The sequence below is a fragment of the Edaphobacter sp. HDX4 genome (genome assembly GCF_036877565.1).
Classification (GTDB): Bacteria; Acidobacteriota; Terriglobia; order Terriglobales; family Acidobacteriaceae; genus Edaphobacter.
Genome location: NZ_JAEDXW010000001.1, coordinates 522,059 through 536,002, shown reverse-complemented (window position 1 = coordinate 536,002; position 13,944 = coordinate 522,059). Strand labels below are relative to the sequence as shown.

7 protein-coding genes are annotated in these 13,944 nt (G+C 57.6%); 2 read left to right on the top strand and 5 right to left on the bottom strand.

Features of this window, described 5'->3' with window-relative positions; genetic code table 11:
• Positions 1-35: 35 nt before the first annotated feature.
• From argH to JAO29_RS02275, 3 genes are all read right to left on the bottom strand, one after another.
• A complete protein-coding gene (gene argH / locus JAO29_RS02285) occupies positions 36-1,478 on the bottom strand; it encodes an argininosuccinate lyase (RefSeq protein ID WP_334266549.1) in 1,443 nt (480 codons plus the stop codon).
• Between the two features lie 81 nt (positions 1,479-1,559).
• A complete protein-coding gene (locus JAO29_RS02280; RefSeq protein WP_334266548.1) occupies positions 1,560-4,466 on the bottom strand; it encodes a TonB-dependent receptor in 2,907 nt (968 codons plus the stop codon).
• A gap of 174 nt (positions 4,467-4,640) precedes the next feature.
• Positions 4,641-5,876 carry an ROK family protein gene (locus JAO29_RS02275; protein ID WP_442886292.1) on the bottom strand — a complete coding sequence of 412 codons (1,236 nt, stop codon included), beginning with the start codon at positions 5,874-5,876 and terminating at the stop codon, positions 4,641-4,643.
• Positions 5,877-6,032: 156 nt separating this feature from the next.
• Between JAO29_RS02275 and JAO29_RS02270 the strand changes: the two genes are divergently transcribed.
• Positions 6,033-8,903 carry a PIG-L family deacetylase gene (locus tag JAO29_RS02270; RefSeq protein WP_334266546.1) on the top strand — a complete coding sequence of 957 codons (2,871 nt, stop codon included), beginning with the start codon at positions 6,033-6,035 and terminating at the stop codon, positions 8,901-8,903.
• Between the two features lie 103 nt (positions 8,904-9,006).
• On the opposite strand, the gene JAO29_RS02265 is transcribed toward JAO29_RS02270, so the two are convergent.
• Both JAO29_RS02265 and JAO29_RS02260 read right to left on the bottom strand, forming a co-directional pair.
• A complete protein-coding gene (locus tag JAO29_RS02265) occupies positions 9,007-10,629 on the bottom strand; it encodes an FAD-dependent oxidoreductase (protein ID WP_334266545.1) in 1,623 nt (540 codons plus the stop codon).
• Positions 10,630-10,769: 140 nt separating this feature from the next.
• Positions 10,770-12,290 (bottom strand): diguanylate cyclase domain-containing protein, encoded by a 1,521-nt coding sequence (locus tag JAO29_RS02260; RefSeq protein ID WP_334266544.1) that lies wholly within the window; start codon positions 12,288-12,290, stop codon positions 10,770-10,772.
• Positions 12,291-12,609: 319 nt separating this feature from the next.
• Here JAO29_RS02260 and JAO29_RS02255 point away from each other — a divergent pair, with 319 nt between their 5' ends.
• Positions 12,610-13,737 carry an SIS domain-containing protein gene (locus JAO29_RS02255; protein ID WP_334266543.1) on the top strand — a complete coding sequence of 376 codons (1,128 nt, stop codon included), beginning with the start codon at positions 12,610-12,612 and terminating at the stop codon, positions 13,735-13,737.
• Positions 13,738-13,944 lie beyond the last annotated feature (207 nt).

Genomic DNA, 13,944 nt, shown 5'->3' with positions numbered 1-13,944 from the left:
AGGCTGTCCCGTCAGTCTGTCGCATTCCTCTCTCGTCAACTGGTGTGCTGCAGCAAGCGTACGCTTTCTCTCCTGCAGCCACATCTCGTCGAGTTTAACGGCTGCGCGTGCACGAAGGATCTGAGGCTCCAGTGCCTCCGGCGCCGGTCCCCTGCGATCTTCCTCACCGCGACGAAGTTCCGCGCGCTCAGAGCTCCACGAATCCTGTCATGCGGCAGCGCGTATTTCCCTTGGAGCTCGCGTTCAACGATGGTCGCCATAAGGTCAGCGTTGTAATCTCCATCCAACTCGCGTACCGCGCGGCTGACAATGCTATGGGCTGTGTGGAAGCTCATCCCGGTAGCGCGTACAAGGGTATCGGCCAGCTCGGTGACCGGGAGGAAATTTCCATCGGCAGCCTTAGCCATTCTCTCCGTGTTGAAATCCGCGTCCCCGAGTGCTCCCTGAAGCAGGCGGATACTGCGATCTGCATCGTCAAAGGCGGTGTAGACCAGAGGCTGCAGGTCATCTTCGGCGTCGTTCATATCGGCGAAGGGAGTGTTGTGAAGACTTCCGACAACGCCTTGCGCCTCGAACAGCGCCCGGCTTGCGAGGATCCGAACATGCTCGAGCGGTACCGGATTGCGCTTCTGCGGCATGATGCTCGAGATCTGAACGTACGCATCGCTCAACCGCAGATATCCGAACTCTACGGTGCTCCAAAGCAGAAGGTCCTGGGTAAATCGGCCCATGCTGAGCATTGCCGTTACCAGCACTCCGCAGCACTCGATCAGGTAGTCGACCGAGGCGATCGCCCCGTACGAATTCAACTGCAATCCGTCGAATCCAAGCAGCCGGGCCGTAAACTCCCGATCGATAGGGAAGCCGGTAGTAGTGATCGCGCAGGCGCCAAGTGGATTCCGGTTTACGCGAACATAGCTCTCGCGGACTCTCTCGGTATCGCGCTCCAGGATTTCGATGTAGGCCAACAGGTAATGGCCGAGCGTGGTTGGTTGCGCCGGCTGATTGTGCGTGTATGCCGGCATCAGAGCATCGCGATGCTTCCACGAAAGGTCGAGGAGCAGCTGTCGAAGTCCCAGAAGAGACTCAACGATCTGCAGCAATCGTTCACGCAGCACCATCCGGTACATGGTGAGGTCGATATCGTTGCGGCTGCGCGCGGTGTGCATCTTCCCGGCAACTTCTTCCCCGCAGGCGGCTGCAAACTTCTTCTCAAGATAGAAAAAGAGATCTTCGAAACTGCCGTCATACTCCGCGGCTCGGACCTCGTCGCGGTCCAGATCATCGACAGCGCGTATGCATGCGGCAGCCTCCTGGGCAGGCATGATCCCCTGGCGCGCCAGCATGAGCGTATGGGCGTATTCGATCTCGAGCAGGGGGTCCAGGAAGTATCGTTTTGCATCGGCGAAGACAGGCGCCAGAACGGTATCGCGATAGATAGGAGCCGGAAACTTGGAGCTCTGTCCGGAGCTGTTCATGAATCTTCCTTAAAGCGCATCTGATTTTTGGCAAAAAAATAGATGGCGTAAACCATTATCGGTTTACGCCACCACGATTGACTACCAGCGGGCAGCTATGCCGAACTGAACGATTCGCGCTTCGAGCACTGACCCCCGAACGATCGTCGGAGCACCGATAGGAGTTCCGATCGGCCCAAGCGGAGAGTTCGCCGTCTGCACAACCGTCTGGGTCGGCGAGAGACTCGTGACATTGGTGTGGTTGAAGAGGTTGTTTGCCTCCAGCAGGAACGAAGGCGAGATGCGCTCAAACAGCTTCGGAAAGGTCCTCGTATAGCGTCCGTCGACCTGATAGACACTCGGCGAGCGTAGCGAATTTCTTCCTACGAACAATGGACGGGTCACGCCTGCTACAGACGAATCGCCGTTGAGCGAGACATTGGTAATGATGTTCTGCTGGTCGCCCGAGCTCAGGTTGGTCAGCAGTGCAACCATGTTGTCGTTCGCCAGTGTGTTCCAGAAGCCCTTGCTCAGACTGAACTCCGGCTGAATCACTGCCGTGAGGTTGAACGAATGCGGATGATTGACGATGCTGTTGCTGCGATCGCGCTTCAGGTTGGTGGTGTCCTGGATGCTGAGGTTCTGCTCGAAGGTATCGACCTCAGGCGCATCCGAGATGGTATGCGACCAGGTGTAGTTAGCGTTAAGCTGGATCCCGTGCGACAGGCTGCGAACGTAGCTCACCAGCAACGCGTTGAAGCTCGTGTTGGCTCCTGACTCAACCTGGTTGATCTGATTGAAGCGAGAGTCCAGCCGAGCTGGCCCGAGGATCGGCCGTCCGTCCGCAAGGTGCCCCGTGATGTTCGACGGCGTGGTGAGCGGATTGATGTTGTGCTGGTACATCAGGTTGCGACCGTTCGTCATGATGTAGCCGAGCGTGAAGGTATCGAACCTGCTGAACTCATGCGACAGTTGCGCCGTCGCATTCCACGTGTATTCGTTCTTGAAGTTCGGCGCGACGGTGCTGACATTCTGTGCAGCCGTCGTTCCCTTCGCGGGAATGTTCGGAAATGCCAGTGTTCCGCTGGTTGCGCCAGCGGGCTGCGTGATCGTGAAACTGTTGGTGCGGTTGGAACCATCCAGGTTCAGTGCATTGAACCAGAGATTCGTCGGAGTAGCCTGGTAGAACATACCCGCCGAAACCTTGAGCGCGGTCTGGTTGTCCAGCCGGTAGGAGAATCCCAGCCGTGGAGAGAAGTTTGTGTTTGGCGTGTTGAAGCTGCGGGAGTTCACAAACAGCGCATTGTGGTTTGCCTGTGGTCCCTTGAAGCGATCGTAGCGGACCCCGTAGATCATCGTCAGGCGCGGAGTGACGCGCCAGGTGTCCTGAATATATGCGCCAAAGAACAGCGAGGCATAACCAATTCCATTCACGTCCTGCTGGCTTCGGAACTGGCTGTATCCGTAAGGATTGATTCCATTCTTCGCGTCGAGATACTTCTGGAGCGACGTAAAGGTGTATTCGTTGTAGCTCACAAGACGTTGGCGGTTGATCAGCTGCGCCAGGTTGAAGCCGCCTTTGATAGTGTGGGCGCCACGGATGTAGGTCACGTTGTCGCTTCCGCTCGGAACCTTGTCCGTGTACTGGTCGCCGCCGTTGCTCGATGCGCCGATGTTCGCCACGCCCGAGATCACGATCGCCGGATCTTTTCCGCCCTGGGGCCCGGGAAAGTGCGAGTTGTTGCGGAAGGGCCAGGAGAAGCGAAGCTCATTGAGCAGATGGTCGTTGATCGTCGAGGTCAGTTGCATGCCGATGACATGCGCGCGATCCAAGAAGTCGACTCCCGTGCTTCTTGCGTTCAGACCGCCGACCTGGGTGTTGTACGGGAAGTCGTTCTTGAAGTAGTTGTAACGGATGAACAGGGAGTTCTTCGAGTTTATGGTCCAGTCGCCTCTGCCAAGCACGAAGGTTCCATGCAACAGTCCCGGGGCCGCCGCCACCTGGTCCGCGCTCAGGCCCAGAGCCTGTGCATTCGCCGGTGTGATCGTTACAGGGGCAGGCTGTCCGCGCACGACGTGTTCATAGGATCCGAAGAAGAACAGCCTGTCCTTGATTGCAGGACCACCCATATTGGCCGAGTAATCTTCCAGCTCCAGGTTGGGTTTAGCCTTCGTCTTGTCGGCAAAGAAGGGATAGGCAGTCGCGTCCTGCCAGCGCCGAATCCACTGGAACAGACCGTGATAGTTGTTCGTGCCGCTATTCGAGATTACGTTGTAGACGTTCCCTGAGGTCCAGCCATACTCCGGAGCAAAGCTGTTGGAGACAGTCTGTACTTCCTTGACGAAGATATTGCCGATGGGGAACAGGCGCAGGCCGATGCGGTCGCTCTGTGTATTCGTCATGCCGTCCATCTGGTAGTTGATGCGGTCCAGAAGTCCGTTGGTGTTGATGGTGCGGGGAATCCCAAGTTCCTGATTCGGATGTCCGCTGACCCCCGGCTGAAACAGGATGAAGTTGTAAGGATTGCGTGAGGTGAGCGGAAGATTCTCGACCTCCCGGGAATCCAGAGTGCGCTGAATGTTCAGCGTCGAAGGATCGATCCCAATCGTGGTGGCGGTCACTTCGACCTGCTCGGATGTGCTGCCGATATTCAGCGCACTGTCCAGCACGGCCTCTTTGCCTGCAGTCAGGACAACCTCGTCGTAGTTCGCAGTCGAGAATCCGTCCTTTGCAATCGAGACCTTGTAGTTGCCCAGCGGCAGATTAACCAGAACGTAGTAGCCATCCGTGCCGGTCTGGATCGTTCTGTTGTAGCCGACCGCAGAGTTGGAGATGGTTATATTTGCGCCTGCAATGGAAGCTCCACTGGCATCCGTCACGTGTCCACGTATGGTTCCGTTGATAGACTGCGACTGGCCCCAGGCTGCAGGGGAAGTGATGAGGAGAGGGAGCCCCGCAAGGAGCGCTGCTCCTAGAAGAGAGCTTCGAAAGCTACGAAGGGTCGACAAGGTGTGCCTCCTGGGACTACTAAGCGAATGGTCCAATCTGGAAACTGATCTGGTTATTGCTAAGGTGCCGGTCCTTGGAACGGAAACTTAGTAAAACCTATTTAGGAAGTGTTTAGGTGCCTTCACACTAGTGAAACATTCCTGCACTGTCAATAAAATTGTGGGTCTTTGAAGCTAATCGAGCAGGCGAGCCTCTGAGGCGGTCAGGCTGAGATAGATTGCACCGTGAAGCTGTGCCTGGGTACCGAGGGAGCTCGATCGAATCTGTGGCTTGGCAAATTCGTTGCGAGCCAGCAGCTTCTCGGTGACTCTACAGAGCTCAGGATGCAAGCCGACACCGCCGCCGAGGATCACAACCTCGGGATCGAGCGTCAGAGACATGTCCGTAATGCAATCCGCCAGGATCTGAGCTGAGTACTGCATCACCTGCGAAGCAAGCCGATCCCCGTCTACTGCAAGGTCGAAGATCTCGGTGGCGCGAAGTTTTGCCAGTTCGCTGCTATTTGCATGCCGCTCGCGCGTCAGGATCCTTCTCCACTCCGCTTCGATCCCCAGCCCCCCGATCAATCGCTCCATCTGGCCCGTCGAACTGACCTGCAGGGGTTCACGCGGCTGACCGTTCACCGCTGCATAACCGATCTCGCCTGCGCTCCAGTTAGCCCCATGATGCAGCCGTCCTCGAAGAAAGATTCCCGCGCCGACTCCGGTACCTAAAGCGATGAAGAGAAAATCCTCCACCCCGGCCGCCGATCCTCTCCAGTGCTCGCCTACTGCCGCAAGATTGGTGTCGTTTTCAATCGTCGTGGGAATACCGGTCTCGCGCTCGAGCATGGAGCGCAGGGGCACGTTGTTCCAATCGCGCAGATTCGGTGCCGAAAGGACCGTTCCGGAATTCACGTTGGTCACGCCAGGGGCTCCGACGGTAAGGTCCAGCACCTTCTTGATCGACGTCGACGCATCCTGGCACATCGTCTTGAGGCTTTCATGGATCAGCGTACATACAGCCTTCGGCGTCCTCTGCCGATCCGTGAACTGTGTGGCCCACTGCGTCACGATGCGTCCATTAAGGTCCGCAAGCACCATGCGCAGACGTGTGCCCCCGATATCCACGCCGGCCACAAAGCCTCGATTCGCATTGAAGCGCAACATCTCCGGAGGTCTTCCGCCGCTGGACTCTCCGTCGCCAAGATTTTCAACCAGGTTCAGTGATTCGAGGTGCGCCACAGCGCTTGAGACGGTTGGCGCGCTCAAGCCCGAGAGCCGCACCAGATCTGCTTTGGAACACGGACTATGCTGGCGCAGTAATCGCAGAAGCCCTCGCGCATTTGCCTGCCGGAGGTGCGATGGACGCGATGGCGGGGTCCCGGCCCCTGATGGATATTGGACTGGTGTGGTGGTCTGGAATCGCATGGGTCGTCTGTCGAGACATCATATCCTAAATTTGTTAATAATCTTTACAAAGTTAAAGCTCTCTGATATTCCATTACCAACAACGAAACAATCCTTTCCCAGTGGTCGCAAAGACCAGATACTACTAACAGTCGCATCTCCAGGAGTCCTTCGTTCATGAGATCTGAAGTCCGTCGCGGGGCCGTCGCCACGATCCTCACTCTTTCCTTCTCTCTGCAGGGAGCCGCCGCAGCAGCGCAGCAACCTCAGCCTGCCCCTTATCAATCTGCATACGCTCGTCCACTGCCCGTTGATAGCGGTTCCACAGGTCTCTCGCAGACACTTCAGAAGCTCCACACTCGGGCCTCCCTGGCGATGGTGACGGCACATCCTGACGACGAAGATGGCGGGATGCTGACCTATGAGAGCCGTGGTCAGGGTGTCGATACTACCCTGCTTACGCTGAACCGCGGCGAGGGCGGTCAGAATGTAATGACGGCTGACTACTGGGATCAGCTTGGTACGCTCCGTACACAGGAACTGCTGGCGGCTGGAGACTACTACGGCGTTCACCAGTACTGGACCCGCGTTGCCGACTTCGGTTTCTCGAAGACGATTGAGGAAGCCCTCAAGACCTGGGGAGAGGATCGCGTTCTCTACGATGTCGTTCGCGCGATCCGTATTCAGCGACCTCTGGTCGTGACCAGCGTCTTTGCCGGAAACGTCTCTGACGGACATGGCCATCATCAGGTCGCCGGATATATGGCACAGCGAGTCTATGTCATGGCCGGAGATCCCAAGGTCTTCCCCGACCAGATCAAGGCTGGCCTTCTGCCCTGGTCTCCTCTCAAGGTCTATGCGCGCGTTCCTTTTGCCCGCGTCTCTCCGAAGGGCATCTATGACTACGCCACCGGACACTACGCTCCTGTCCGCTTCCGCAACTATGTGGACAAGACCTGGATCGAGGGAGTTCCTTCCACGACCCTTGAGGTCCCCAGTGGCACCTATAACCCCATGCTCGGTCTCTCCTACATGCAGCTATCCCGCGAGGGCCTGAACGAGCAGAAGACTCAGAATGGCGGCATCGCGGTTCCACTGCCGCATGCCTTTTCCACTCCGTACCATCTTTATGCTTCGCGCGTTTCAGCAGCTGCACATGAGAAGACGTTCTTCGATGGCATTGACGTCACGCTGGCCGGCATCGCAACCTATGCCCCGAAGGACCAGCAGGAAGCCTGGCGTGAAAAGCTGAACGCCCTTAACGCCACAGTTGAATCGGCAACGAAAGAATTCAACGCGGCAAATCCAGCAGGTATCGCACCAACGCTCGCTCAAGGTCTCTCCCAGGTGACCGCCCTGCTGAAGGAGGTCGCCGCCAGCGACCTCCCCGCAGAGGCGCGCTACAACATGACGCATGAGTTGACGATCAAGCAGCGCCAGTTCAATCTCGCGCTGCAGCAATCGCTCGGTCTGGCGCTTCTTGCCAACACCACCGAAGGCTCGGGAGCACAGGGCCACATGGGACCATTCGGCGACATGTCGACTCAGCTGCCAACCTCGCAGACCGTCGTTCCGGGAGAAAAAGTCTCGGTAGCGGTGCACGTCGCCAACCAGGGTTCCGAAGCCGTCTCGCTCACTGCTGTCAATGTTGTGTCCGAAGCAGGGTCGGGCTTTACCGTCACCCCAAAGTCGTCACCGGTCGCTCAGCTCTCCTCTGGAGGAGCCTGCGATCAGACCTTCGATGTCATGGTCCCGCAGACAGCCGAACTCACCAAACCATACTTCAGCAGGCCCAGCCTCGAGCAGTCTTACTACAACATCAACGATCCCCGATATCTCAACCTGCCCACGCGTCCTTACCCGCTGCTTGCGACTGCGACCGTCACCTTTCATGGCGTCGCGATCAACCTTGCCGGTGTCGTTCAGACTGTTCATCGCTTCAATGGAGAAGGCCCGGTCCTCGAGCCTCTGCTGATCGCGCCTGCCATCTCGCTCTCCGTCTCGCCATACGCTGGCGTCGTTTCGCTCAACAGTTCTGGTATCGATCTCCATGTCGAACTACACAGCAGCGTCAAGGGACCTGCGAAGGGAACCATCCGCCTCGATCTCCCGTCCGGCTGGAAGTCCACACCTGAGGTGGCCAACTTTGCCACTCTCCGTGAGGGCGAAGATCAGAACGTAACCTTCCATGTGCAGCCGCAACAGGTCGAGACCAAGCCATACGTCATCACTGCGGTGGCTGAATTCAATGGCGAGAAGTTCACCCAGGGGTTCAAGACCGTCGGCTATCCCGGACTTCGTCCTTATCCGCACTATCGCCCCGCTACGTACAGGACCACCGGCGTGGACGTGAAGACCGCGCCCAGCCTCAACATCGGGTATGTCATGGGCACAGGAGACGATGTTGCCAACTCCCTGGGAGACATCGGCATTCATCCCACGATGCTCTCCGCCGGAGAGATCGCCTCCGGGGATCTCTCAAAGTATGACGCCATCGTTCTGGGCATCCGCGCCTACGCCGCACGCCCCGAGTTGAAGACCTTCAACAACCGCCTGCTGGAGTATGTCCACAACGGTGGAACGGTGGTCGTGCAGTACCAGACGCAGGAGTACGACCACAACTACGGACCCTACCCCCTGACCCTCTCCAGCGATCCCGAGAAGGTCGTGGAAGAGGATAGCAAGGTTCAGATCCTCGCCCCCAACGACCCTGTTCTGAACTGGCCGAACAAGATCACCACGGCTGATTTCGATCACTGGGTCGAGGAGCGCGGACACGGCTATATGCGCAGCTGGGATCCGCACTACATCGCGCTCACCGAGATGCACGACACCGATCAGGATCCCCAGAAGGGCGGCCTGCTTTACGCGCGGTACGGAAAGGGAGCGTACGTCTATCTCTCGTATGCCTTCTTCCGGGAGATGCCCGAGGGAGTTCCCGGCTCCTTCCGTATCATGGCAAACCTCCTCAGCATGGCAAAGAACCCTACCCTCGCGCTTGGCAAGGAAGAGGCTCCCGCAGGTCCCGCAGCAGGGGGAGCCCACTAAGAAAACAGTTCTCCACGGCGGTGCGGGGAGCATTCCCTTGCACCGCTTTTTTTGGTGAGTAGCATTTACTGTGATTCCACTGATCGACCCCTCAGCATTCGCTCTACTCCTGCGCTCCGCCTGAGGCCTGCTGATCCAGGTGAAGGATGGCGCCGTGTGTTCGAAGGCGTCTCTGCAGTGTAGGGACGTCGATCTTCTGTACAGATTCATCGCCGGAGATCGCAAGTGCGGCCGCCACACCAGCCGCTTGTCCGATGATCATGTACTGCGGTTCCATCCGGACAGAAGAATAGGCGACGTGCGACGCCGACAGACACACCGGCACCAGCAGGTTGTCCGCCTCCGCCGGTTTTGGCAGGATGGCGCGGAAGGATATCTCATACGGTTGTACCGGGACCTGCACATCGCCCTCGTTGCGAACCGATCCGTCAGGCATGGCCACTCGTTGAATATTGTGGGAGTCGCTGTTGTAGGAACCCATGCCGATCGAGTCCGACTTCGTTCGATCCGTCTGTAGATCTGACTGCTTCATCACATACTCGCCCACCATCCGTCGACCCTCGCGTATGTACAGTTGATTCGGCCAGTGGTCCGTATCAGCAAACTCGTCCTTGGCCCGGCCCCACGTGTTGACCTCTGCCCGCAGAGACGAAGGAACCTGCGAATCCTGAGAGAGGAACCACAAAAAGGACTCCGTATAGAGCAGATGTTCCTTCCAGATTCGTTGCCGCTCGCTATAGCTCGCATCCGGATACGCCCAGCTCTTCCCGATATAGTCCGTCGAGAACGGCCCATTATTGTTGAAGTCTGCTTTCCCCGCGGGAATCGCCACCGGATTCATCACATCCTGCATGCCCGGCAGGCGATGCATGTGCTGCTCAAAGCTTTTGAGATATCTCGCCAGCAGGGCGAATCTCGATGCATCGTATCCCTCAGGCTTCGTCCACGGCAGCCGATTGGCTGGGTCTTTCGTCAGAATCAGCCGGAAGTTATAGGACTGAACCTTCTTGTCACCCTCTCCATTCGCTCCCATCGGTCCGGGATCGACATACGGCAGCAGGTGATGCTGATCGTCATAGGCCGAAACCTTCCACTGGAACTGATGTTTCGGCGTGTCGACACGCACCCCGGCCAGATCCTCTCCGTAAACCTTCGTCGACTCCCGGCCCACCGTGTAGCTGATCTTTGACTGTGCCATCAGATCGCCTTCATAGGTACAGTCGGCAAACACCTTCGCTCGCCACGTCTTTCCGTCCTCTGTTGTCACGGCCACGACATGCGTTCCCGTCTTCGTTATACCGTGCGATTCCTGCAGTCGCTCATGAAAGTGGACCTCGACTCCTGCCTTCTTCAGCCACGCAGTAAAGATTGCCTCGTCCACGTGCGGCTCCGACAGCCAGTCGGAGCGCTTGAGAAGATCATGAACTCCATAGTGCGCGGCGGCTTCCCGATAGAAGTCGCGAGCGTAGCCTCCGATGATCTGGAAGTGTGCGGTGTCCGTCGCCGACAGGCCCCCTGTCACCATGCCACCCAGATGACTTCCAGGTTCCAGCAAAATAACGTGCAATCCCTCCCGTGCAGCGGAGTACGCCGTCATCACGCCTGAGGCAGTTCCCCCATAGACAATCAGATCGGCCTGCGCCCGCCTCGGTTGAGGAGCCGCGTAGATCGGAGCCGATACAAAAGTGAGTGCGAAGATACCGACGAACGAGCGGAAAATTTTCATGTTGGAAGATATTGTCACGTTCGCTCAGCCTTCGCACGTTTTCCGGCGGTATGGACTGGCTGCTACATCGAACTTTGAAGGCTCGCGTCACATTGCCTCGACCAAGCCAAAGACCGGCGGCTATCTCTCGATCGAGAGACTCAACGTCGATTCTCGCTCAGTCCCATCTCCGAATCGCTTCTCGTCACCGCATCTTCGCCATAGACGTAGAGCCCATTCCGGCCGCCTTCCTTCACCTTGTACATCGCAGCATCGGCATTTCTGAAGAGGTCGTCCTCTCCGTCGGCATAGTCGGGGAAGGTGCAGACGCCCACGCTTAACGTAATTTTGACATCATGATCGTCCAGCGGGATAGGCTCGGATGCTCTCTTCGCAATCAGCAGGCCGCAGTGCCTCACGTCTTCCATGCTCTTGAAATCGGGCATCACGATCACGAACTCATCCCCGCCCATGCGGGCTACGGTATCGGTCTCGCGGATGACGGAGATCAGCCGTTTTCCTGCGGCTACCAGCAACTTGTCTCCGGCTGCATGTCCAAGGGTGTCGTTTACCTGCTTGAAGTGGTCGATGTCGACGACAAAGAGAGCGACCCGATGCTTGTAGCGTCGGGCCCGAAGGATGGCCTGGTGCAGCCGATCCTGGAATAAGGTGCGGTTCGCCAGGCCGGTGAGCTGATCATAGTGGGCAAGGTATTGCACATGCTCCGCCATCCGTCTGCTCTCCGTGATATCGCGACTGGTCACCGCGATTCCATCGCCCAGCTTGACCACTTGAATGTTCAGCCAGGTAGCCGTGATGCGTTCGTCATCGATATAGACTTCACAGGTCAGCGGTTCACCCGTCTGAACCACCTCGCGGTATCGTTCGATGAGGTTCGAGGCAAGCATGTAAGGCCGAACCTCGGTCAAAATCTTGCCCAGGAGCACCTCCCGGGACACCTTCAGTCTGCGTTCTGCGGCAGGATTGATATAGCCGAACCGAAAATCGGTGATCTTTCCGGAGCCGTCCGAAACTCCTTCAAAGATGTAAAAGTCATCCAGACTGCTCTCCATCGCGGCCAGAAATCTCGCCTGCTCATGCAGGGCAAGTCCAAGAGTCTTTTTCACACCTCGGATATGGGGAAAAGCCGCGGCAGCTCCTCCAGCCACAATCAGCGCACTCACAACCTGGATCCAGACAAGTTCCTGGATCGACGGGTGTAGAAAAAAAAGACCCAGTACCACTACCGTGAGACGTTCGACAGCAAAAAACACGACCAGCAGAAGCAGCACCGCCCGTAAAACAACATGGGGCAGGCGATCCTCCAGCACCTGCATCATCCGCCACATCATCATCAGGCAGGGGATGCAGATCAGCCAGGCTGTCGTCTCGATCAGGGCGGCTGAGATGCCCATATCCATGTGCAAGGGCTGTATGGAACCCGCTACGGGATAGAAGAGCAGAACGAACGTCGCAAGGGCGAACAGAGACAGGTACCCTCCAAGCCCGGCCCGTCGGGATATGGGGGATATCTCCCTGACAGACCAGCTCCCTCCGCGAAGCAGCGTTCCGCGGGCGGCAACTCTTCCAACGAAGAGCCCACACCATCGGCCCCACTCTGGAAGCCAGCCTGCACTTAGCCGTGGAGCGCGTTCATGAGGCTCCGTATCGATGCTCCGCATTCCTATCCCATCACTTGCAGAGTAGTTGAGATGCCCACCATCATCATCTATCGGCTGATTCTGGCGCCCCCGTGAGCGCCCGTCTCCGATGTTGATGGCGTTTTACTCTACTGAAAGTTCCCTTGCAAGGCTTTTGTGCTTGTTGTATCGCTTTCGGGGTACAGTCTCAATCACTCGATTTGGGCATATCGCTGTTCAGCCTTCGCTTATACCTGCTGGGATCTCCTCATTAAATTATGATCAAAGTTCTCACACAGGAGCCGCACCGGTAGATGCGCCGCTGACCCGGTAAACTGGTATCGAGGTATAGACCACGAAAATGGATGTTTCTACTCGCACGTTTCCACATGCCATGCTGCGCGAGATATTTGAGCAGCCCAAAGCCATCAATGAGACTCTCTCCGCCTATGCGGATGGCATAAGTCTTCGGGAAGAGGTCTTCGCCGCTGCTCGTCAGGCCCTTGTGGGCCGGGACAGCATCCTTATCGCTGCTTCAGGATCGAGTCGCCACGCCGGACTTGCAGGTGAGATTCTCTTCGAAGACATGGCTGGAATCGCCGTCGATGTCGAATACGCGAGTGAGTACATCTACCGTTCGACCCAGACCCTCCACAATCCCTGCTTCCTCGTCATCTCCCAGTCCGGCGAAACCGCCGATACCTCCGAGGCGCTTCGCGAAGCTGTCGCCCGTGGCAGCTCGACCATTGCCATCACCAACAAGGCTGAGTCATCCATGGCAAAGCTCGCAGGCTGCTCTTTGCCGACCCTCGCCGGCGTAGAGCGCGCCGTCCCTGCCACCAAAAGTTTCACCACGCAGCTCGCAGTCATCTCTCTGCTGGCGCTCTACACCGCCCGCATTCGCGGCTGTATGACCCGCGCCGTGGTCGAATCTCATCTCGAACGCCTCTTCGCCGTTCCTGCTGCCATGGAAGCGGCCCTTCCGCGCTGGCAACAGAAGGTCTCAGAGATCGCCACCGCTCTCAAAGATGCCGAGACCTTTCTCTTCCTGGGTCGCGGGGTCCACTATCCCATCGCTCGCGAAGGTGCCCTCAAGCTCAAGGAGTCCGCCTACATCCAGGCCGAAGGCTACCCCACCGGCGAACTCAAGCATGGACCCAACGCGCTGGTTAACCGCAACAATCCTCTTATCGTTCTTGCCACTTGCGATCCCAACGCGCCGGACTCGGTGCTTCGTTATGAGAAGGCGGTTAACCTCGTCCGCGATATGCGCAAGCAGGGAGCCCAGATCGTCTCCATTGTTACCCAGGGCGACACCAGCATCTCGGAGCTGAGCGACCACGTCATCGAGGTTCCTCCGGCGGCGGAGTATATCGCTCCCCTGTACGAGGTCGTTCCGCTCCAGCTTCTTGCATACTTCATGGCGATCGGGCGTGGAATCGATGTCGACAACCCCCGCAATCTCGTCAAGGCTGTGGTTCAGGAGTAGCCGGACGGATCTGTCAAGTCGTGCCCGGAGTCAAGTTATTGCATCCACAATAGATACGACTGCCGAGGAGTTATCCGAAGTTGATAAAATAGAATCTGTGGAATAGAAGGCTCTCTCCGGGGAGCTTTTCTGTTTCGGGAGACATTCGCCCCGGGGGACCAGGCACCCTGACTTGCAGATCCCGTATGCTGGTCCAGACCTAAGTCT